Raw genomic sequence first — 20919 nt, 5'->3', positions numbered from 1 at the left:
CAGGGGAATGGTCGGGGCGATGGCCGGGCGGATGCGGCTGCGATCGTAGGGCCAGGTGCGGAAGGCCGTGCGGCAGGTTTCGAGCGTCTGCGCCGCCGGGGCGGCGGCAAGTGTGGCGTAGCGCTCCCGCAAAGCGTCCGGGAAGGCGTCGAGCAGGCCCGGCAGGGCCTGGTACAGGGTGCGGTCTGCGAGCATCGGCGCGATGACCGCGCGCATGCCGGCGTCGTCATAGGCGCGGGCCACGGCATGGATACCCTCGACCGAGGGCCCGGGCAGCTCGAGGGTGAGGTCGTAACAGGCGGTGACGCCGCGCCGGATCATCTCGGCTGCGGACAGGGCCGCGCTGAGATACTTGTCGTCTGTCGAACGCGAGCCGACGGCGGCCGCCGCCCCGTTCAGAAAAACCTCCAGTGGCACCCGGTCATCGACCAGACCGCGGGCCAACGCGCCATGAGAGTGGGTGTGCGCGTTGACGAGGCCCGGCATCAGCAGGCGGTCGGCGGCATCGATCGTTTCCGCATCGTCGGGCGCGGCGAAACCCGGTTCGTCGATCGCCGCGATGCGGCCGTCGATGACCAGAATGTCGCGTTCGGGCGCTTGCCCGCCGGCGATGTCGAGCAGGCGTCCACCGCGGATAATTTTAGGGCGTGGTTCGGTCACTGGCCGGACTCTCCGCCACGAGAGCGCTGACCGCCGAAAAAGGCGATGGGCTCGGCCTCCGCTGTCCTCTCGGTCTGACTGCGGCGCCGGCTTCCACATTCTTGCGTCACTTGCGTCACCTGCGTCACGTTCGTCACCTGTTTGGCTGCGTTTCTTGCGTCACCGGTTGCGTCACCATTGCGTCACGGCGCGTGCGGCGATCGTGTCGAAGACAGGATGAGAGCCGCGCCCGGACGGCGCAAGTCCCGGCGCCCAAGCCGATTTTTTGGAATCTGCCCTTTCCGCACCTGAGACGGGTCCGATGCCTGCCGCGGGCCGGATCCTCCCCCGCGCATCGCGCAGGGGAGGATCAGCCTAGGCGCAAAATCTGCTACCAGGATTGAGCCTTCCATCACGAGGATTCGCCTTGCCAGAGCACACAAACCTGCCGTCGCACGGACGCTTTCCCTACGACCCGATCAAGGGGCGGCCGACCTATGAATGGCCGGACGGGTCGCGGCTTGCCTGCTACATCGGCCTCAACCTCGAACATTTCGCGTTCGGCGAAGGCCACGGCGCCGAACTCGTGCCGGCCAAGCCCGGCGAGCCCGATGTCCTCAACTACGCCTGGCGCGAATACGGCAACCGTGTCGGCGCCTGGCGCATCCTCGAACTGCTGGACCAGCTCAAACTTCCCGCGGCGGTCATCGCCAACAGCGCCATCTACGATCATTGCCCGGCTCTGATCGACGCGTTCCGGGCGCGCGGCGACGAGATCGTTGCGCACGGGCGCACCAACGCCGAGCGCCAGGGGCCGCTCAATGAGGCGGCCGAGCGGACGCTCATCGCGGAGGCGACGCAGCGGATCGCGGCCGTCGAGGGCAAGGCGCCGGCCGGCTGGCTCGGGCCCTGGGTGTCGGAAAGTGCGGTGACGCCGGATCTGCTGGCCGAGGCCGGCTACGGCTACGTGCTCGACTGGTGCATGGACGATCAGCCGGTGTGGCTGAAAACCCGGGGTGGACGGATTCTGTCCGTGCCGTATCCGCAGGAGGCCAACGACATCCCGTCGATCGCCGTGCGCAAGGATTCCGCCGCCCAGTTCGCCGATATCGTCACCGACATGTTCGACGAGATGCTGGAACAGTCGCGCGGGGAGCCGCTGGTGATGGGCATCGCGCTTCATCCCTACATCATCGGACAGCCGCATCGGCTTCGTCATCTCAGGCGCGCCCTGCAGCAGATTCGCGACCGGCCCGGCGTGTGGTGGACGACGCCCGGCGCCATCGCTGCGCATGTCCATACGCTCGAAGACTCCGGCGCATTGAAGTAGCGCGTAAAACATCATCGCGCGACGATGAGGGCGACGGGGCCGCCGCCGTCGGGCCCCTGATGCTCCGCGCCGCCGGAGACGAAAATCTCGGCGTGGCCGACGAGCCCCGCCAGGGCACCGGCCACAAAGGCGCGGGCGTGGCGCGTCGCCGAAATATCGCTGTCGTCGAGCATCGTGTGACGATAGCCGCGCAGCCGGCCGGACGTGCCGGCTTCCGCCTTGGCGAGCATGGCCAGCAGCGTCGGTGACGCACCCGGCGTCGGAAGGTTGAGGCCGAGGCGGGCGGCCGCCGCGCGGACCGGTGCGATATCGATCTGGTCGGCCATCACGCCATGGTCGATGACGAGCGGGCCGCTCCAGTGCCGGCTCATCCCGAGGACGACGATCTCGTGGTTCAGCAATTCGACGCCCGATGAGGCCGAGGCGCGGGCGGACCACAGGCTGGCATCGCTGCCGATGCCGGCGTCCGTGATGGCGTCGTCGGGCACCTCGCCGAGCGCCAGCGCGACCCCGAGCGCGGAGGCGGCCCGCGACAGGCCCATCGACTTCAAGGTGTCGCGCGTCGAAACCGTGACGCCGCGTCGATCGGCATCCTGCACGCGAACCGCCGTCAGCAGCGGGCACTTGATCTGGACGAAATGCACGTCCTCGATGCGATCGATGCCGGCATCGCTCATCGCGTCGCGCACGCCGGCGGCGACCATGTCGACCTGGGCGCGGCGCCCGAGGTGTTCGGATGCGAGCGCGGCCGTGTGGCTACGACCGATCGCCAGCGCCGGCGACAGACCGCCGGTTTTCGGGACACGTTCGAGAACCAACCAATGTGGCGCAAGCGCGCCCTCGGTTCCGCCGGACATGACGAGGCAGATCTTTGCTGCCGCATCGGGGGCTATGTGCCGCTGCAGCATGGCCTGCAACGCGGTGACGGCGAACGACCGCGTAAAATCGTTGACGCACCCGTTCCCCTCGGTCTTGCCCAGGATGGCGACGATGCCAGTGGGATCGAGCGTGCCCGTCGCAATGGCCGCCTCGATGGCCGACACGTCGTCGGGAGCCGCGGCGGAAAGGCGGTGCACGCGAGCGATGGGCATGACGGGCTCTTTTCTTGAAGAGGTAGGGGCATTTTCTCGACCACAAAAGTCTGCAATGTTTGTGAAAAACGCCCTAGACTAGGCCGCTGCCGGCGTTCGAGCCGTGGCGCATGCGCCGCGCGCGCAGCCAGGTGAACAGCCCGAGCGACAGCGTGATGACGAGGAAGGAGACGCCGGTGGTGAGCGTGCCGAGCGCGTAGATCTCGGGCGTCGTCACCGTGGTGGTCAGAGCCTTGAGTTCGAGCGGCAACGTATTGAGTTCGCCGATGGCCTGCGAGGAGCGGGCGATCTCGTCCCACGACAGCGTGAAGCCGAACAGGCCGATGCCGATCAGCGAGGGCAGGATGATCGGCCCGACGACGTGGCGAAACGTCTGCCAGGGCGTCGCGCCGAGATCGCGCGCGGCTTCCTCCAGCCGCTTGTCGAAGCGGTTGAAGATGGCGAACATGATCAGCAGGCCGAACGGCAGCGTCCAGGTGAGATGCGCGCCGAGGCCCGAGGTGAACAGGCCCATCGCCGTGGTGTAGCCCTCGCTCAGCCAAGCCGGCCCATAGGCTTTGACCGCATCGTCGAGGAAGCGAAATTCCAGCGCGATGCCGAGCGAGGTGACGATGGAGGGGACGATCAGGCTGGCGACGGCGACGTAGAACAGGATCGTCTGGCCGAAGAATTTTTTGCGATACGCGAGGCCGGCGAGGACCGAGATCACGATGGTTGCGAGCATCACGGTGAGGCCCAAAACCAGTGAGCGGCGGAACGCGCCCCCGATATCGACGATGCCGCCGCCCGCGATCAGGTCGGAGAACCAGTGCAGCGACAGGCCGTTGAGCGGAAACGTCAGGCCGCCCTCCGGGCCCTGGAACGACAGCACGAAGATCGCGATCATCGGCCCGTAGAGGAACAGGACGTAGGCCGCGAAGAACAGCGCGAGCCAGTAGAAGATGGCGGGACGGCCCTCGCGCATCAAAGTTCCCGCCGGATGTCGACGAGCCGCGTTAGCAGGTTGATGATCACCAGCGTGATGCCGAGCACGATCACCGCGTTGGCCGCGGCGGGCGGAAACTGCAGGGCGTCGAGCCGCGTCGAGATGATCTTGCCGGCCGACGCGATCTGCTGGCCGCCCATCACGCCAACGGTGACGAAATCCCCCATCACGATGGTGACGACGAAGATCGAGCCGATGACGATGCCGGGCTTCGACAGCGGGATGACGACGTTCCACAGCGTCTGCCAGCCGCTGGCGCCGGCGTCATACGCGGCTTCCACCAGGCGATGGTCGATGCGCGCCATGGAGTTGAAAATCGGCACGATCATGAAGAAGGTGAAGAGGTGGATGAAGGCCAGCACCACCGAGAATTGCGAGTAGAGCAGCCAGCCGACCGGTTCGCGCACGAGGTGCAGTGACACCAGCGCGTCGTTGACCAGGCCGTTGCGGCCGAGCAGCGGGATCCAGGAGATCATGCGGATCACGTTCGAGGTCCAGAACGGGATCGTGCAGAGCAGGGTCAGCGCGATCTGCCACTTCAGCGAGCGCACGTGGAAGGCCAGGAAATAGGCCACGGTGAAGCCGATCACCAAGGTCGAGGCCCAAACGATGATGCAGAACTTTAGCGTCGAGACGTAGGTCTGCAGGATGGTGCAGAGATCGGGAAACTGGTCGATGCAGCCCTCGAACGTCTCGACGTAGCTGCGCACGGTGAAGGAGGGGATGATCTCGTAGTCGTTATAGTCCCAGAAACTGACGACGGTGACGAAGATCAGCGGCAAGACGAAGAACAGGCCGAATACGATGGCGAGCGGCGCGGCCTGCAGCCAGCCGGGCAGGGCCGGGGCGGTGAAACGCGCGAAAAAACCGCCGGGCGCCTGGCCCGACGGTGTTTCGGCGGCCAGCGCGGCCATAGGGCCGTGCGCCGCTTCGTGTGCGTTGCCGCTCAAGCCGCGATGAACCCGTTCCATTTGCGGACCATGTAGTCGTTCTCGTCCATCACCGCGTTCCAGCAGGCGACGCCGCCCATGCGGGTCTCGAAGGAGCCGCCGTCACGCACCGTGCCGGCCTTTTCGAGCAGCGAGCCGTTCGGGGCGTGGATGTCCTTCTCGGCCGGCTTGCCTTCCATCCAATAGGCCCACTCGTAGGGCTCCATGTGAGCCTTGGCGGTGTCCAGCACGCCGGAATAATAGCCCTGGCGGAACAGGTAGGCGCCGGCCCAGCCGGAGAGGAACCAGTTGACGAACTCGTAGGCGAGCTCGGCCTTCTTGCCGGTGACGCCCTTGGACAGCGCGAAGCCGGTCGCCCAGGAGCGATAGCCTTCCTTCAGCGGCTGGAAGGTGCAGGGAATGCCCTTCGAGCGCACGGCGGTGACGGCCGGCGACCACATCGACTGGATCACCGTCTCGCCGGACGCCATCAGGTTGACGCTCTCGTTGAAGTCCGACCAGAAAGCGCGGAACTGGCCCGACTTCTTGGCTTCGGTCAGCAGCTTGATCGTCATGTCGATCTCGGGCCGCGTCATGTTGCCCTTGTCGGCGTAGGTGTGCTGGCCCGTCGCTTCCATCACCATCGCGGCGTCCATGATGCCGATCGAAGGGATGTTGAGGATCGCGGCCTTGCCCTTGAACTCGGGATTCAAAAGCTCCGCCCAACTGGTGATCGGGCGCTTGATCAGATCGGGGCGGATGCCGAGCGTGTCGGCATTGTAGGTCGTCGGGATCAGCGTCACCCATTCCGTCGGCGTCGCCGAGAATTTGGTCGAATGCTGGCCTTCGAGGAACATCACCTTCTTCGGCGCGGTGCCCTGGTCGCCGATCTTCTTGCCGTTGGGCAGTTCGCCCTTGGTCAGCACCGGCGTGACCTTGTCGAAGTTGGCGATCTTCTTGGCGTCCATCGCCAGCAGGTTGCCCGACGGGATCAGCTTCTTCAGCGCGAAATATTCCGTGTCGAGCATGTCGAAGGAGTTCGGCTGGGTGATCGCGCGCTTGGTCACCTCGTCGGTGTCGACAGAGATGTACTGCAGGATGATCCCGGTATCCTCCTTCAGCTTCTTCGCGATGTCGCTCGACTGGTTCACCGCGGTGCCGAGATAGCGCAGCACCTTCGGCTCCTGCGACCAGACCGCGGGAAAGCCGGTGATCGCCTGCGAGCCCACGGCGACGCCGGCGGCTGCGCCTGCCCCTTTCAGCAGGAGGCGTCGCGAAACATCGGTAGCGGTCTCGGATTCGTTACTCATGTCAGTCCCCCCAAAAGAAAGTCGTTATGCGCTCGGTGCGATGCGATGAGCCTCGGCGTCCGCCCAGGCGATTCCGACGACCTCGCCCGTCTGCAGCGGCTGCAGCTTGAATCGATCGTCGGGAATGACGGCAAAGAGGTCTGGCGCGAAGGCGCTCTCGAGCCCGAGATGCACGTGCATGCCGAGGTATTCGATCGAGCGCACGGTGCCGGTCAGCGCGTCGGCGCCCGCGTTGGTCCCTGGTGTCAACACCATGCGGTCGGCGCGGACGGCGATGGCGTCGCCGTCGCGCTTGATGATGTTGTGGCCGCCGATGAAGCGGGCGACGAACTCGGTCTTCGGTTCGTTGAACACTTCGCGTGGCGAGCCGGCCTGTTCGATGCGGCCGGCATTCATCACCACCACGAGATCGGCGAGCGCCATCGCCTCGTCCTGGCTGTGCGTGACATGCACGAAGACGATGCCGAGCTGCCGCTGCAGGCGTCGCAACTCCGCGCGCATCTTGATCCGCAGGAACGGGTCGAGCGCCGACAGCGGCTCGTCGAGCAGCAGAACCTGCGGTTCGGTGATAAGCGCACGCGCCAGCGCGACGCGCTGCTGCTGCCCGCCGGAGAGCTGCGCGGGATAGCGCTGCGCGTAGGCGTCCATTGCCACGAGGCTCAGAAACTCGTGGGCCTTGGCGCGGCGAACGCTCTTGCCGACGCCCTTCATCTTCAGCGAGAAGGCGACGTTGTCGAGGCAGGTCAAATGCGGAAACAGCGCATAGCTCTGGAACATCATCGCGGTGCCGCGTTTCGCCGGCGGCAGGTTGGTGACGTTCAGCGCGCCGATCGCGATGTCGCCGGAGGTCACCGCTTCGTGACCCGCGATCATCCGCAGCGTCGAGGTCTTGCCGCAGCCCGACGGTCCGAGCAGGCAGCAATAGGCGCCATTGGGGATGCGCAGATCGATGGCATCGACGGCGGTCGACGTCCCGTAGGTTTTCGTGACGTGGACGAGTTCGAGATCGGCGCCGCGCATCGATGGGTCAACTCATGGAGTGCGCCATTCACTCGCAATCCATGTGCCACTCACCTCATGATTTGGCTTCTTCCGCAAAGAGGTGATCGGCATGGCGTGTGGTCGCCAGACCCCAGCGGCTGGTGGACACCAGGCCCAGCACGATGATGGCGAGGCTGCCGCAGACGACCAGCCACCAGACGGTATGGGTGCCCGAAAGCATCGCTCCATGCGGGGCCGCCAGTCCCTCGCCGGCGATCGTCCCGGAGAGCGCGACGCCGAGCGACGCGCCGACCTGGCGGCTCGTCGAGGCGATGCCCGCCGCAAGGCCTGCCTTGTCGCGCGGCAGACCGGATACGGCGGTGACGGTGATCGGCGTGTTGACGAGCCCGAAGCCGACGCCGAACAGCGCATAGGCCAGCAGGATGAACCAGAGCGGGGTGCCGGTCTGCAGTTGTGTCAGCATCAGAGCGCTCGATCCCATCGCGACGCCGGCGCAGAATAAAGAATAGCGTGGGCCCCAAAGCCCCATCATCCGGCCGGAGATCGGCGGGCACAGGATCATCGCCAGGGCGAGCGGCAGGGTACAGAAGCCGGCCTGAAGCGCGGTGTACCCCTGGACGTTTTGCAGAAACAGGGAGTTGAGAAACAGAAAGGCGGCGAACGCTGCGAAACAGCAGAGCGCCATTGCCGTCGCGCTCGCAAACGGCACGCTGCGGAACAGCTGAAGGTCGATCAGCGGATCGTTGCGGCGCGGCTCGTAGAACAACAGGCCGAGCAGCGCAGCGCCCGAAACGGCAAACATCGCGATCGTTGCCGGCGAGCCCCAGCCGAGCCGCGGCCCTTCGATGACGCCGGCGATCAAGGTGGCCAGCATCATCACGACGAGCATCTGGCCGACGAGGTCAAGGCGTCCGGAGCGTGCGGCGCGGGACTCCGGAACATAGATCCTGGTCAGGAGGATCGCGGCGAGGCCGAAAGGCACGTTGATCCAGAAGATCGACCGCCAGCCCACGACCTGCGTCAGGAAACCGCCGACCGGCAGCCCGACCGCCATGGCGATGCCGAACACCGCGCCCCAGACGCCGAACGCCCGCGCCCGATCGCGTGGCGTCGGAAACGTGTTCGAGATGATCGCGACGGCCACCGGGTTCAGCATCGTGCCGCCGAGCGCCTGGATCATGCGCGCCAGAACCAGCCAGCCGATGCTCGGCGCGAGAGCGCAAAGCACGGAACCGGCGCAGAACAACGCCATGCCGCCCTGAAACACACGCTTGCGCCCGATCCGATCCGCCATCGACCCCGACAGCATGAGTCCGGAGGCCACGACGAGGGTGTAGGCATCGACGGTCCACTGCAGGCCGGATGTCGAGGCCTTGAAGTCGTGCTGGATCGAAGGGAGGGCGACGTTGACAATGGTGACGTCCATCGACACCATGAAGAGGCTGAGGCAGCAGATCAGCAGCACGAGATAGGGCCGCGCGACCGCGCCATTGTCATCCGGTGGTGCCGTCATCCCGGTCGCTCCCCTCGCGCACCGTGATTCCGATCCGCCGCGCCCACCAACCGTAACCGGCCCACAAATTCAAGTGCGGCGAAACGTGGCGATATCGAGCCGAGCCTTCAGCCGTGGCCAACCATGTGGCTGCCGATCATCTGCGCATCCGCGCCGGCCGGCGCCTCGAAGACGATGGCGCCGTCGCGCATCACAAGAATGCGATCGGACAGCTCGCGGATTTCGTCGAGGTCTTCGGAGATCAGCAGCACCGCCGCGCCGCCGTTGCGCGCCGCGACGATGCGGGCGCGGATGTCGGCGACGGCTTTGACGTCGAGGCCGAAGCAGGGATTGGCGACGATGAACACGTCCACCGCCCCGTCGAGTTCTCGCGCCAGGATCGCGCGCTGCACGTTGCCGCCGGACAGCGCTGCGATCGGCACATCCTTGGAGGGCGTGCGGATGCCGTAGGCGGCGATCATCGTCTTGGCCCGCGCGCTCATCCGCTTGCGGTCGAGCCAGCGGCGCGGGCTGCCGTCGTCGTTGCGGTCGAAGCGGCGAAGACTCGCGTTGTCCTCGACCGACATGCTGGGCACGCAGCCGTTGCGCAGCGGCTCTTCCGGCAGTACCCGCACTTTGAGGGCGAACGCCTCGTCGCGGCGGGCGTGGTACGGCTTGTCGGCGATCGCAATCGTGCCGGATGTGGCGAAGCGCTGGCCGCCGAGCACTTCCAGCAGCGCCGTCTGGCCGTTGCCGGACACGCCGGCGATGCCGACGATCTCGCGCGGATGAACCACGATCGCGTCGATGTTCAGGCCTGGCCGGCCATGGTCGCCGAGCGTCGCGAGATTGTGGACGGCAAGGCGCGGCGTGGCGCCGGGGGCGCCGAGCCGTTCGATGATCGCGGGCGCATGTTTTTCGCCGATCATCAGCGTCGTGAGGTCGGTGGCGCTGAGCGCCGCGACCGCGCCGCCGCCGACCATCTTGCCGCGGCGCAGCACGCTGACGTCGTCGGCGAAGGCCGCGACCTCCTTCAGCTTGTGGGTGATGATGATGACGGTGATGGTGCCGGCCTGCACCAGGCTGCGGACGAGGCCCAGCACCTCCTGCGATTCCTGTGGCGTCAGCGTCGAGGTCGGCTCGTCCAGCACCAGCAGCCGGCGTTCGAGATAGAGCTGCTTGAGGATCTCCGCCTTCTGCCGTTCGCCGGCGGCGAGACTGTCGACGGGCACGTCGAGCGGGATCTTGAACGGCATGCCGGCCATGAAGGTGGCGAGCCGCGCGCGCTCGACACTCCAGTTGATGACGCGGGGCACATCGGGACGCGCCATCACCAGGTTTTCCGCGACCGTCATCGACGGTACCAGCGTAAAGTGCTGGTAGACCATGCCGATGCCGAGTCGGCCGGCATCCTGCGGCTGGGTGATATGGGCCTCGCGCCCGTCGACGATGAAGCTGCCCACTTCGGCGAGGTTATAGCCGAGCAGGCACTTGACCAGCGTCGACTTGCCGGCGCCGTTCTCGCCGAGCAGCGCATGGACGGTTCCGGGCCGCACCTTCAGCGAGACATCGTCGAGCGCGGTGAAGGCGCCGAAGCGCTTGGTGACGTTGACCGCTTCGACGCCGATGGCTTTCATGGTCAGCTCTTCGCCAGGACGTCGAGAACTGCGGGGCTGTCGGCGACGGCGCCGAACACGCCGCCCTGCATCGTCACCATTTTTAGCGCGGCCTCGTGGTTGCCGCGGTCGGTCGCCGCGCAGCAGTCGGCGACGAGCAGGCACTCGAAGCCGCGGTCGTTGGCTTCCCGCATGGTGGTGTGGACGCAAACGTCCGTGGTTATGCCGGTGAGCAGCAGGTTGCGGATGCCGCGCGTGTGCAGGACAAGCTCGAGGTCGGTGGCGCAGAACGAGCCCTTGCCCGGCTTGTCGATGACGATCTCGCCCGGCAGCGGCGCCAGCTCGGGGATAATCTCCCAGCCCGGCTCGCCGCGCACGAGGACGCGGCCGCAGGGGCCGGGATCGCCGATGCCGGCGCCGATCTGCCGCGAGCGCCAGCGCTTGTTGGCGGGCAGGTCGCCGAGATCCGGGCGATGGCCTTCGCGGGTGTGGATGATGGTGAAGCCCTGGTCGCGCATGACCGTGAGCAGCGCCTTGATGTGCGGGATCGGCGCCTGGGTCAGGCTGAGATCGTAGCCCATCGCGTCGACATAGCCGCCTTTGCCGCAGAAATCGATCTGCATGTCGATGATGACCAGCGCCGTGTTCTCCGGCCGCAGATCGCCGTCGAACGGCCAGGCATAGGGGTTGGCCGCAATATAGCGCTCGGTTGTTGCGGGCGCGCGTTCCAGCAGCGTCGCACTCATTCGGCCGCCTCCTGGCGTTTGGCGCCATAAAGGCGCGTCGGCTTCGGCAGGCCGCAGGACGTGCCGTCCGTGACCTTGACCTCGTCTTCCCACGGCAGCTTGTAGGTGCCGGCGACGAGGTCGTGCATGAACGTGTAGGGGCAGTCCCCGGCGCCGCCGGCGACGGCGGAATAGCCGCGATGGCCGAGCTGGTAGATGTTGTTCTCCGCGCCCCAATGGATGCGCGCCTCGCGCACGAGATCGGGCCGCACCTCGGCGGTGATGATCTCGTTGGCGCGGCCCGTCGTGCCATGGGCGATGACGGATCCGTCGAAGTTGACGATCATGCCTTCGCCCATCGAGTCGAAGGTGCCGTCCGAGCCGCACATGCAGACGTTGGCGGTGACCATCAGGTTCTGGAACGAATTCGCCTGGTTGGTGAAGCGCCAGGAGTCGCGGATCGGCGCGGTGTAGCCGGCCGTGCGCAGCATGATCTCGGCGCCCTTGTAGGCGCACTCGCGCGCCATCTCGGGGAACATCCCGTCGTGGCAGATGATCAGCGCCAGCTTGCAGCCGTTGGGGCCGTCGATCACCGGAATGCCGCGATCGCCGGGCTCCCACGGCTCGACCGGCACCCACGGATGCATCTTGCGGTAATAGAGTTTTACCGCGCCGGTGTCGTCGATGACGATCCCGGTATTGTAGGGATTGCCGTGCGGGTTGAACTCCATGATGGAGAAGCAGCCCCAGATTTTATTGTCGATACAGGCCTGCTTGAACGCCGCGACTTCCGGCCCATCCATCCGGCACATGATCGCGGGATCGGTGTTCATCGACAGGCCATGCAGCGCGTATTCCGGAAACACCACCAGATCCATCGTCGCCATGTTGCGCCGCGCCTTGGCGACCATGTCGACGATCACCTGCGTCTGTGCCTTCAGGTCGGCCGGCGTGTCGATCTGGTTGAGCTGCAGCTGCACGACGCCGATGACGACGCCATTGGGGGACTTGTTGAGGCCGCCGAGTCCGTTCATCAGATTTCCTTCTTCTTACAGGCAGCGCATCGGGTCGCACGCAAAAGTCTGCAACTTTTGCGCCCGATGCTCTAGCGAACGATCGAGAGTTCGCCCGGCGCCCCCTTGAGGGAGCGTCCAGGGCGGACCGACAGGATCATGAGGACGAGCGTCAGCACATAGGGTGCCGCGTTGAAGAGGTAATAGCCTTTCGAGATGCCGACCGACTGCAGGGAGGGCCCAAGCGCTCCGGCGGCGCCGAACAGCAGCGCCGCCCCGATGCAGTACAGCGGGTTCCACCGCGCGAAAACGACGAGCGCCACGGCGATGAGGCCCTGGCCGGAGGAGAGCTGTTCGTTCCAGCTGCCGGGATAGACCAGCGAAAGGAACGCGCCGCCGATGCCGGCCAGCGCGCTGCCGACGGCGGTGGCGCCGAGGCGGATCAGGTTGATCCGCAGGCCCATGGCGCGGGCGCTGTCGGCGCTGTCGCCGACGATGCGGATCGTCAGGCCGAGCCGGGTGTTGCGGAACCCCCAGGCCATGGCGATGCCGACGATCACGCCGAGGAAGAACAGCGGACTGACGTCGAGCGCGCTGCGAATTTGCGCGGAGCTCGACCAGAAGCCGAAGGGGATGGTGGGCAGCTGCGGCGCCGAGGGCTGGATGTAGGGCTTGCCGAAGAAGAAGGCGGTGCCGGTGCCGGCCAGCATGATGGCGATGCCCATCGCGATGTCGCTGACCTTGGTCAGGCTGCACAGCGCCGCGTGGAGCAGGCCGAGGCAGGCGCCGACGCCCGCCGCGGCGAGCAGGCCTGCCCAAGGGTTTCCCGTCTCGTAGGAGATCGCGTAGGCGGCCATCGCGCCAAGCACCAGCGCGCCTTCGTTGCCGAGATTGATGCGGCCGGATTTTTCGGTGAGGCACTCGCCGAGGCTGACGAAGAGGAACGGCGTCGAGACGCGCAACGCGCCGGCGAGCATGGCGAAAAGGACGGTGCCGAAGGCGGCTGACGTCATGGCGCGCGCCTCGGCTGGAACCAGGCGAAGCGCCCGTAGAAGGTCTCGCTGGCCAGGATCGCCACGAAGATCATGCCCTGCAGCACCAGCACGGTGGCGTCGGGCAGGTCCATGCGGCGCTGGATCAGGCCACCGCTGGCCGTCAGCCCGCCGAGAACCACGGCCATCGGGATGATGGCGAGCGGGTTCTGCCGGGCGAGGAAGGCGATGAGAATGCCGGCGTAACCGTAGCCGGCGGCGAGCGATGCGTTGGCGCGGCCCTGCACGGCCGCGACCTCGACCATGCCGGCGAGACCGGCGCAGGCCCCGCCCAGCGCGCAGGCGATGATGATCAGCCGCGTCACCGGCAACCCTTGCAACTGCGCCGCGCGCAAACTGCCGCCGGTGACGCGGCAGCCGAAGCCGAAGCTGGTCTTGAAGATCAGGATGTAGAAGGCGATGCAGGCGATGATGCCGAAGATCAGGCCGGGATGGACGTCGGTGCCGGGGAGGTAGCCGAACATGTTGCCGGCGCCGATGTCAGCGGTGGACGGTTTGTTGAGGCTGGCGGGATCGCGCAGCGGCCCTTCGACGATGTGGTTGAACAGCGCGATGGCGATATAGGCGAGCAGTAGGCTGGAGATCGTCTCGTTGATGCCGCGCTTGGCGCGCAGCCAGCCGGCGAAGCCGATCCACACCGCGCCGGCGCTCATGCCGGCGATCATCATCAGCACCTGCAGGAGCAAAGGTGGAATGCCGGCCAAGGGCGGCGCGATCGCCGCGGCGGCGAGGCCGCCGAGCACGACCGCGCCTTCGCCACCGATGATCACCAGCCCGAGTTGCGCCGGCAGCGCCACGCAGAGCGCCGTCAGCAGCAGCGGCGAGGCCTTCAGCAGGGTGTTCTGGATCGAGAACGCGCTGCCGAAGGCGCCGCGCCAGACGAGGTCGACGAAGTCCAGCGGCGACTGGCCGAGGCAGATCAGAAACAGCGCGAAGCCGGCGGCCGCGAGCACCAAGGCGAGCGCGGGCACCAGGATCGATTCGAGCGCGTGCCGGTACCGGTAGCCGCGATCGAACACCGGCGCGGGCGCGTCGGCGAGCGTCGTGGCCGAGGGCAGGGCCGCGCTGTCGCTCACGCCAGATTGCCGATGACGCCCTCGACGAGATAGTTCATGCTCTCGAGTTCGATGGCGGTTTCGGGATAGGCCTTGTCCGCGGCGATGACCTCCTTGCCCTTGTTGTCCTTGAGCGGACCTTTGAACACGGCATAGCCGCCTTTCACCATCTCGGCCTTGACGGAGTCCGCGTTCTTCTTCGCGGCGTCGGAGACGGCCGGCCCATAGGGCGACATCTTGACGAAGTTGTCGGCCAGGCCGCCGCGCACGAAATTCGGCATGGTCTCGCCCTTGAGCGCCTTGTCCGCGAACATCTTATAGACGGTCGCCCAGTTCCATTCGGCGCCGGTCAGGTAGCCCTTCGGCGCGAGCTTCTGCTGGTTCGCATGGTAGCCGCAGGTGAAAGCGCCGCGGCGCTCGGTGGTCTCGACGACCACCTTCGGGCCGTCGACATGGCAGGTGATGACGTCGGCGCCGGCGTCGATCAGGCTGTTCGTCGCCTCGGCTTCTTTCACCGGCATCGACCAGTCACCGGTGAAGATCACCTGCACCGTGATGCTGGGATCGACCGAGCGGGCGCCGAGGGTAAAGCTGTTGATGTTGATGAGAACCTGCGGGATCGGCTTGGCGGCGACGAAACCGAGCTTCTTGCTCTTGGTCATGTGCCCGGCGACGACGCCATTGAGGTACTGGCCCTGGCCGATGTAGCCGAAGTACGAGCCCGCATTCATCGGGTGCTTGGACTTGTCCCACAGACCGCCGCAATGGCGGAACTGCACGTCGGTGTGCTTTTTGGCCTCGTTCAGCATGAAGGGGTCGAAATAGCCGAAGCTGGTCGGGAACAGCAGGGTCGCGCCGTCGAGCGCCATCATGCTTTCCATCGTCTTTTCGACGTCGAGCGTCTCGGGGACTTTTTCCTCTTCGACGACCTTGATGCCCTTCATGCCCTTGATCGCCGCGGCGCCTTCGGCATGGGCCTGGTTGTAGCCGTAGTCATCCTTGGTGCCGACGTAGATGAAGCCGATGGTGACCGGGCCCTTGGCGAAGGCCATGTGGCCGGAGGTGCCGACAAGGGCGGCGGCGCTGCCCGCACCCAGCAGGAGTTCGCGGCGTGAGGCGGTGAAACGACGTGACATGACGACTCCCAAATTGACGAAAGCGAGTCAGCAAGGCCTGTGCCACCAGAGGCTTATCTCCGGTGTGGATCATCGTGGCAGAGGCGCTGCCTGCGGGATAACCACATCGCGCCAGGATTGCATGCAATCCTCGCAGGCGGCTTAGGCAGATTGCCGCTTCGCTGGGCCCGCGGCGGTGGCATTCCGATCGGGATCGGCTGCGGCCCATTGCGCCCAGGCGGCGCCGACCGCCATCACATGCCGGCGCATCACCTCGCCCGCCGTCACGCCATCCCGTCCACGGATGCTGTCCAGCACGATGGCGTGCTCGCGGGCGGATTGCAGCGGCCGGCCCATCAGGCGGAACTGCGCCGTGGTGAACGGCGCGAGGCGCTTGCGCAGGCTCATCACGTGGTCGGCGAGAAAGCCGTTGTGGGCGCCGCCATAGATGCCTTCGTGGAAGGCCCGGTTGACGATCGCGATGGCGAGCGGCGACCCCTCGCTCTTCAGCGCCTCGAACTCGCCGTGCAGAGCCTCGAGTTGGTCGAGCTCGAGCGACGAGCGCTTGATCGCGGCGAGCCGCGCGCAGACCGCCTCGGCCTCCGCCAGCGCCTCGAAAAGCTCGGTGACGCGGGCGGCGGGCATGTCGACGACGATGACGCCGCGGTGCGGGCGAACCTCGGCGAGACCGAGCCCTGCGAGCCGTTTCAGCGCCTCGCGGACCGGCGTGCGCGACACCCCAAAGCGGTGGGCGAGGGAGTGCTCGTCCAGCCTGACGCCGGGCGGCAGCGTGCCTTCGATGATCTCGCGGGACAGATCCGCGGCCAGCTGCTCCGCCCGGGTTGCGCCGGGTTTGGTCACCAGCGCCATCATCGTATCCAAGGGCTCGTCATCCCGATGAGTATGACGATTGCATGCAATCGTGGCAACTCGCATCATCGAAGCAGCAGGCGGCCTCACCGTCACGCTGCCGCAATCCGCGTCCAGGCTCTGCATCCCGAGGGATTGAAGAATCGATGGGCGCTCGTCCATATGCGCGTCCGTTTCGAACTGCGCCTCTTCGGATCCGCGACTCTTCTGCGAAAGGTATTTGCTTTGGCGATTGCACTTCATCGACAGATTGCAAAGGAGCTCGGCGTTCGCGACGAACAGGTCCAGGCGACTGTCGACCTCCTCGACGGCGGCGCGACGGTGCCGTTCATCGCCCGCTACCGTAAGGAAATGACCGGCGCGCTTGACGACGCACAGCTGCGGACTTTGGAAGAACGCCTCACCTATCTGCGCGAACTCGAGGAGCGGCGCACCGCCGTGCTCAAGGCCGTGCGCGACCAGGGCAAGCTCGATGCGGCGCTGGAGGCCAGCATTATGGCCGCCGACAGCAAAGGCCGGCTCGAAGACATCTACCTCCCGTTCAAGCTGAAGCGCCGGACCAAGGCGCAGATCGCCCGCGAAGCCGGGCTGGAGCCGCTGGCGGAGCGTCTGCTGACCCAGCCAGAGGCCGATCCGGCGCAGGTGGCGGCTGGCTACGTCGATGCCGACAAAGGTGTGGCCGACGGCACCGCGGCGCTCGACGGCGCGCGCTCGATTCTGGTGGAGCGCTTCGCGGAAAACGCCGACCTCATCGGGTCGCTGCGCGAGCTGATGTGGACGAGCGGCCGGCTGAGCTCGCGGCTTCGCGACGGCAAGAAGGACGCTGGTGCCAAGTTCAGCGACTACTTCGATTTCGCGGAGGCCTTCGGCAAGCTGCCGTCGCATCGCATCCTCGCGCTGTTCCGCGGCGAGAAGGAGGAGGTGCTGGACCTCACCTTCGAGCCGATGCCGGCCTCTGCCACGCCGCCCGTCGGTCCGACACCCTATGAGCTGCGGATCATGCAGCGCTTCGCCATCGCCGAGCGCGGCCGCCCCGGCGACCGCTGGCTCACCGAGACCGTGCGCTGGGCCTGGCGCACCAAGATTCTCGTCCATCTCAACGTCGACCTGCGGCTGCGGCTGTGGACGGCCGCCGAGCAGGAGGCGGTGCGGGTGTTCGCCGCCAACCTGCGCGACCTGCTGCTGGCCGCGCCCGCCGGCGCGCGGGCGACGATGGGCCTCGACCCGGGCTTTCGTTCGGGCGTAAAAGTCGCGGTGATCGATGCCACGGGCAAGGTCGTGGCGACGACCGCGATCTACCCGCACGAGCCGCAGCGCCGCTGGGACGATTCGCTGGCGACACTCGCCAAGCTGGCGACGACGCACAAGGTCGATCTGATCGCCATCGGCAACGGCACGGCGTCGCGCGAGACCGACAAGCTGGCGACGGAACTCGTCCGCATGCGGCCGGAGCTGGCGATGACCAAGGTCGTGGTGTCGGAAGCCGGTGCGTCGGTCTATTCGGCCTCGGCCTTTGCCTCGGAGGAACTGCCGGACCTTGACGTGACCCTGCGCGGGGCGGTGTCGATCGCCCGACGGTTGCAGGACCCGCTCGCCGAACTGGTGAAAATCGACCCGAAATCCATCGGCGTCGGCCAGTATCAGCATGATCTCAGCGAAATGAAACTGTCGCGCTCGCTCGATACGGTGGTGGAGGATTGCGTCAACGCCGTCGGCGTCGACGTCAACACCGCCTCCGCGCCGCTCCTGGCGCGGGTGTCCGGCGTCGGGTCGGGCCTGGCGCAGAACATCGTGCAGTTCCGCGATGCCAACGGGCCGTTCCGCTCGCGCAAGGCGCTGAAGGAGGTGCCGCGGCTTGGGACGAAAGCTTTCGAGCAATGCGCCGGCTTTCTCCGCGTGACCGGCGGCGACGATCCGCTCGACATGTCCGGCGTGCACCCCGAGGCCTATCCCGTGGTGCGCCGGATCATCGAAGCCGCGAAGAGCGACATCAGGGGCCTGATCGGCAATGCGGCGGCGCTGCGTCAGCTCAACGCCCAGCAGTTCGTCGACGCGACCTTCGGCCTGCCAACGGTGACCGACATTTTGAAGGAACTGGAAAAGCCGGGTCGCGATCCGCGCCCGGCCTTCAAGGTCGCGGTCTTCAAGGAGGGCGTGGAGACACTGAGCGATCTCGAGCCCGGGATGATTTTGGAAGGCACGGTGACCAATGTCGCCGCCTTCGGCGCCTTCGTCGATATCGGCGTGCATCAGGACGGGCTGGTCCACGTCTCCGCGCTGGCCAAAACCTTCGTCAAGGACCCCCGCGAGATCGTCAAGCCGGGCGATACCGTGCGGGTCAAGGTGCTCGAGGTCGACAAGCCGCGCAAGCGCATCGCCCTGACATTGCGGCTGGACGACGAGGTGGGCGCGAAGCCGCCGCGTGTCGAACGCGCGCCGGACCGGTCGCCGCAAAGAACGTCGACCCCACAACGGTCGGACCCGGCGGCCGGCGGCGCCTTTGCCGATGCCATGCGCCGTGCCGCGAAAAATCGCACCTGACGGCGTTTCACACACGAGATTCCTATGTCGTCGTGTGCGCCGGACGAATAGATCATTGTCGTCGTCGAGTTCATCATCAAGACGACATCGAAAGGCCGCCGCTAACCGCCCACGAAGGCGGCGGCCCCTTTCGGACCGTCAGGCGCCGAGGGCGTGCCATCAACTTTCCGGCACATTTGCCGGCTTCGACTTTCGGCCGGATGCGATGTCTTGCCTCGGTCGCGCGCCGCCAATAGGTTGCTGCCGCAACGGTAGTCCGAGCGGACGCCCTGACAGGAGATTGCGATGCGACGTTTCATGACGGCTTCCCTGATGGTCATGGCGCTGGGCTCTGCCGGCCAGGCGCTTGCGCAACAACCAGCTACCCCTGCAGCGGCGCCCGCGCCGGCACAGCCGCCATCGGGCGGCACGCCGGACAAGATGCCCTTCGACATCCCCTACGGCACGCCGATCAACCTCGAACGCGCCCGGCAGATCCTGTCGGCGGCGGAGGCCGAGGCGAACAAGCGCCACTGGAAGATGAACATCGCCGTCGTCGACACGCATGGCGAACTCGTTCACTTCGCCCATATGGACGGCGCGCAATATGCGTCGATCACGATTTCCCAGAACAAGGCCCGCACCGCGGCGCGCTGGCGTCGTGAGTCCCGTGTGTTCTATAGCGCCTATGAGACCGGTCATACGTCCGTCGGGACGCTGGATCCGCAGCTTGCGGCCTCGCCAGGCGGCTTTCCGCTGATCGAGAACGGCACCATCATCGGTGCGATCGGCTGCAGCGGTGGGACGGGCGATCAGGATGCGCTGATCTGCAAGACCGGCGCCGATCTCATCAAGTAGCCGGTGTCGGGGCCGACGCACGAAGCCAAAGCCGCTTTCGTGCGTCGCCATGCGTCGCATGCGATTTGGAGTATCGGGCGCAAAGGTGCAGACTTTTGCGTGCGGCCCGATGCTCTAAGCCTTTGAAAAGAGAACGACGGCTTATCGCTTAAGCGAGTCCATCTAAGCGGCCGGCGCTCTAGGTCTGATGGTATGCCGGCCGTCGGAAGGGGAGCGGCGCCGGGCGCCAGCCAACCACCTCGGCTTCGATCGGCGCCGCCGTCGCGACGTTGATCCACGCGCTTTCCGTCCAGTGGCATAGGAATGGCAGCGTGTAGGTCCCGTTATGATCCTCGCAAAGAACCTGGACCGCTTTGTCGGCATCGGGCTTGCGATCATGAATGAATTGCGCGAGACGCTGCGGCCTGTCGGGCATGGGACACCTTTCCTGCGAACCGCGGCGTTGCGATCTATCGCTCAGGCGACCGTCGCTTGCGATCATCGCACGGGCCAGCCGGTTTAGTCTCAAGTGATACGGTGCCAACGACGCTGCGGTTCAGGCCCCCGCAAACAGTACCCGGAAATCTTGCAAAGCAGCGCCGGCCTCGACCGACAAGATGGATGGCGCCCAAACCAGGCGCGCTCCCCTAGAGATGGCGCCTCTTAAGACCGGACTCGAACGCCGCGACGCAAGCGCTGCTGAGCTCGGCGCGCTTTGCGCGCATGCAGACGATCAAGGCGTCCTCGTCGGGATAGGCATCACTGCACAGACGCACGGCATCGCCCGAACATGCAGCCTTTTCAGCCTCGGTGACATGGTACTTGTCCCTCAGCGGCGGAAGCGAAGGGTCGGCCGCTGCGGAGCGCAGCGGAACCCACACCGACAACAAACAAAATAAGAAAGCCAAGAGCCGCATCAAAAAACTCGCGCGTTAGTGTTCTGTTGATTGTAAATCAATCAACTGACCGATATACAACCCCGTTCTCTTAGGTAGAGTTAATTGTGGCTGAGCGGTGCCCCAGAGGCGCCAAACGCTCACGTTTCATTAAAAACAAGCCGCGATAAGTTTTGTTCCGATTTGGCCGCGCTAATATTGCGGCATGCGCCCATTAGACTTTCGATACAACGCTCTGGCGCGCTTTGCACCCGCGTCCTCGCATCCGGGCCGTCAGCACGCTTTACGCCCCACGCGACACGCGTATGATCCGGGCCATGGCCAACCATCAGCAACGCCCTTTTCTGTCCTCGCGCCGTGCGGTTCTTGCTGGCGGGGCTGCGTTCCTGTTCGCGGCGCGCGCGTCCGCCGCGCAAGCGCCCGTGTTCCGGCTCGGCACGCT

Annotated in this window: 18 protein-coding genes; 3 read left to right on the top strand and 15 right to left on the bottom strand. The window is 66.1% G+C overall.

Annotation, left to right across the window (positions count from 1 at the left end):
- The coding region (locus tag GSQ79_RS15485; RefSeq protein WP_158809579.1) for an amidohydrolase family protein at positions 1 to 660 on the bottom strand (660 nt) is incomplete at its 3' end.
- A 406-nt stretch (positions 661 to 1066) separates the two neighbouring features.
- Here GSQ79_RS15485 and GSQ79_RS15480 point away from each other — a divergent pair.
- Positions 1067 to 1969 carry a polysaccharide deacetylase family protein gene (locus GSQ79_RS15480; RefSeq protein ID WP_246725362.1) on the top strand — a complete coding sequence of 301 codons (903 nt, stop codon included), beginning with the start codon at positions 1067 to 1069 and terminating at the stop codon, positions 1967 to 1969.
- Between the two features lie 11 nt (positions 1970 to 1980).
- Here the strand turns inward: GSQ79_RS15480 and GSQ79_RS15475 are convergent, their stop codons facing one another.
- The 13 genes from GSQ79_RS15475 to GSQ79_RS15415 form a co-directional block, all read right to left on the bottom strand.
- Positions 1981 to 3060: a ring-opening amidohydrolase gene (locus GSQ79_RS15475; protein WP_158809578.1), complete on the bottom strand. Its 1080-nt coding sequence runs from the start codon at positions 3058 to 3060 to the stop codon at positions 1981 to 1983.
- A 73-nt stretch (positions 3061 to 3133) separates the two neighbouring features.
- Positions 3134 to 4024, bottom strand: coding sequence for an ABC transporter permease (locus GSQ79_RS15470; RefSeq protein ID WP_158809577.1), 891 nt, complete (start codon positions 4022 to 4024; stop codon positions 3134 to 3136).
- Positions 4024 to 5016 (bottom strand): ABC transporter permease, encoded by a 993-nt coding sequence (locus GSQ79_RS15465; protein WP_246725361.1) that lies wholly within the window; start codon positions 5014 to 5016, stop codon positions 4024 to 4026. Before GSQ79_RS15465 ends, GSQ79_RS15470 begins: the two co-directional genes overlap by 1 nt.
- Positions 4992 to 6284, bottom strand: a complete 1293-nt coding sequence (locus GSQ79_RS15460) for a PotD/PotF family extracellular solute-binding protein (RefSeq protein ID WP_158809576.1) — start codon at positions 6282 to 6284, stop codon at positions 4992 to 4994. Before GSQ79_RS15460 ends, GSQ79_RS15465 begins: the two co-directional genes overlap by 25 nt.
- Positions 6285 to 6308: 24 nt before the next feature.
- Positions 6309 to 7304 (bottom strand): ABC transporter ATP-binding protein, encoded by a 996-nt coding sequence (locus GSQ79_RS15455; RefSeq protein WP_158809575.1) that lies wholly within the window; start codon positions 7302 to 7304, stop codon positions 6309 to 6311.
- Between the two features lie 55 nt (positions 7305 to 7359).
- Entirely contained in the window at positions 7360 to 8799 is a 1440-nt protein-coding gene (locus tag GSQ79_RS15450; protein ID WP_158809574.1) for an MFS transporter, read from the bottom strand.
- 107 nt (positions 8800 to 8906) lie between these two features.
- Positions 8907 to 10415 (bottom strand): ABC transporter ATP-binding protein, encoded by a 1509-nt coding sequence (locus GSQ79_RS15445; RefSeq protein WP_158809573.1) that lies wholly within the window; start codon positions 10413 to 10415, stop codon positions 8907 to 8909.
- Between the two features lie 2 nt (positions 10416 to 10417).
- Positions 10418 to 11140: a cysteine hydrolase family protein gene (locus tag GSQ79_RS15440; RefSeq protein WP_158809572.1), complete on the bottom strand. Its 723-nt coding sequence runs from the start codon at positions 11138 to 11140 to the stop codon at positions 10418 to 10420.
- Positions 11137 to 12153: a formamidase gene (locus GSQ79_RS15435; protein WP_158809571.1), complete on the bottom strand. Its 1017-nt coding sequence runs from the start codon at positions 12151 to 12153 to the stop codon at positions 11137 to 11139. The genes GSQ79_RS15440 and GSQ79_RS15435 overlap by 4 nt, the downstream gene beginning before the upstream one ends.
- A gap of 71 nt (positions 12154 to 12224) precedes the next feature.
- Entirely contained in the window at positions 12225 to 13145 is a 921-nt protein-coding gene (locus GSQ79_RS15430; protein WP_158809570.1) for an ABC transporter permease, read from the bottom strand.
- Complete coding sequence (locus GSQ79_RS15425) at positions 13142 to 14203, bottom strand: ABC transporter permease (protein ID WP_246725369.1); 1062 nt, start codon at positions 14201 to 14203, stop codon at positions 13142 to 13144. The genes GSQ79_RS15430 and GSQ79_RS15425 overlap by 4 nt, the downstream gene beginning before the upstream one ends.
- 53 nt (positions 14204 to 14256) lie before the next feature.
- Positions 14257 to 15375 carry a BMP family ABC transporter substrate-binding protein gene (locus GSQ79_RS15420; protein WP_158809569.1) on the bottom strand — a complete coding sequence of 373 codons (1119 nt, stop codon included), beginning with the start codon at positions 15373 to 15375 and terminating at the stop codon, positions 14257 to 14259.
- Positions 15376 to 15516: 141 nt separating this feature from the next.
- Positions 15517 to 16227, bottom strand: coding sequence for a GntR family transcriptional regulator (locus tag GSQ79_RS15415; protein ID WP_246725368.1), 711 nt, complete (start codon positions 16225 to 16227; stop codon positions 15517 to 15519).
- 222 nt (positions 16228 to 16449) lie between these two features.
- On the opposite strand from GSQ79_RS15415, the gene GSQ79_RS15410 reads away from it, so the two are divergent.
- Complete coding sequence (locus GSQ79_RS15410; protein ID WP_158809567.1) at positions 16450 to 18765, top strand: Tex family protein; 2316 nt, start codon at positions 16450 to 16452, stop codon at positions 18763 to 18765.
- A 285-nt stretch (positions 18766 to 19050) separates the two neighbouring features.
- A complete protein-coding gene (locus tag GSQ79_RS15405) occupies positions 19051 to 19602 on the top strand; it encodes a heme-binding protein (RefSeq protein WP_246725360.1) in 552 nt (183 codons plus the stop codon).
- Between the two features lie 178 nt (positions 19603 to 19780).
- Here GSQ79_RS15405 and GSQ79_RS15400 read toward each other — a convergent pair whose 3' ends face one another.
- The gene (locus GSQ79_RS15400; RefSeq protein WP_158809566.1) at positions 19781 to 20017 is read right to left on the bottom strand and encodes a hypothetical protein; all 237 of its coding nucleotides are present in this window, start codon (positions 20015 to 20017) and stop codon (positions 19781 to 19783) included.
- Between the last annotated feature and the right edge of the window lie 902 nt (positions 20018 to 20919).

Source organism: Beijerinckia sp. L45 (assembly GCF_009765775.1).
GTDB lineage: Bacteria > Pseudomonadota > Alphaproteobacteria > Rhizobiales > Beijerinckiaceae > RH-AL1.
This window is presented reverse-complemented; position numbering and strand designations above follow the sequence as displayed.

Bases quoted from the DNA above. Each gene is read 5' to 3' on its own strand.
- GSQ79_RS15475 (WP_158809578.1), bottom strand. From the start codon at position 3,060: ATGCCCATCGCTCGCGTGCACCGCCTTTCCGCCGCGGCTCCCGACGAC.
- GSQ79_RS15470 (WP_158809577.1), bottom strand. From the start codon at position 4,024: ATGCGCGAGGGCCGTCCCGCCATCTTCTACTGGCTCGCGCTGTTCTTC.
- GSQ79_RS15465 (WP_246725361.1), bottom strand. From the start codon at position 5,016: ATGGAACGGGTTCATCGCGGCTTGAGCGGCAACGCACACGAAGCGGCG.
- GSQ79_RS15460 (WP_158809576.1), bottom strand. From the start codon at position 6,284: ATGAGTAACGAATCCGAGACCGCTACCGATGTTTCGCGACGCCTCCTG.
- GSQ79_RS15455 (WP_158809575.1), bottom strand. From the start codon at position 7,304: ATGCGCGGCGCCGATCTCGAACTCGTCCACGTCACGAAAACCTACGGG.
- GSQ79_RS15450 (WP_158809574.1), bottom strand. From the start codon at position 8,799: ATGACGGCACCACCGGATGACAATGGCGCGGTCGCGCGGCCCTATCTC.
- GSQ79_RS15445 (WP_158809573.1), bottom strand. From the start codon at position 10,415: ATGAAAGCCATCGGCGTCGAAGCGGTCAACGTCACCAAGCGCTTCGGC.
- GSQ79_RS15440 (WP_158809572.1), bottom strand. From the start codon at position 11,140: ATGAGTGCGACGCTGCTGGAACGCGCGCCCGCAACAACCGAGCGCTAT.
- GSQ79_RS15435 (WP_158809571.1), bottom strand. From the start codon at position 12,153: ATGAACGGACTCGGCGGCCTCAACAAGTCCCCCAATGGCGTCGTCATC.
- GSQ79_RS15430 (WP_158809570.1), bottom strand. From the start codon at position 13,145: ATGACGTCAGCCGCCTTCGGCACCGTCCTTTTCGCCATGCTCGCCGGC.
- GSQ79_RS15420 (WP_158809569.1), bottom strand. From the start codon at position 15,375: ATGTCACGTCGTTTCACCGCCTCACGCCGCGAACTCCTGCTGGGTGCG.
- GSQ79_RS15415 (WP_246725368.1), bottom strand. From the start codon at position 16,227: ATGATGGCGCTGGTGACCAAACCCGGCGCAACCCGGGCGGAGCAGCTG.
- GSQ79_RS15405 (WP_246725360.1), top strand. From the start codon at position 19,051: ATGCGACGTTTCATGACGGCTTCCCTGATGGTCATGGCGCTGGGCTCT.
- GSQ79_RS15400 (WP_158809566.1), bottom strand. From the start codon at position 20,017: ATGCCCGACAGGCCGCAGCGTCTCGCGCAATTCATTCATGATCGCAAG.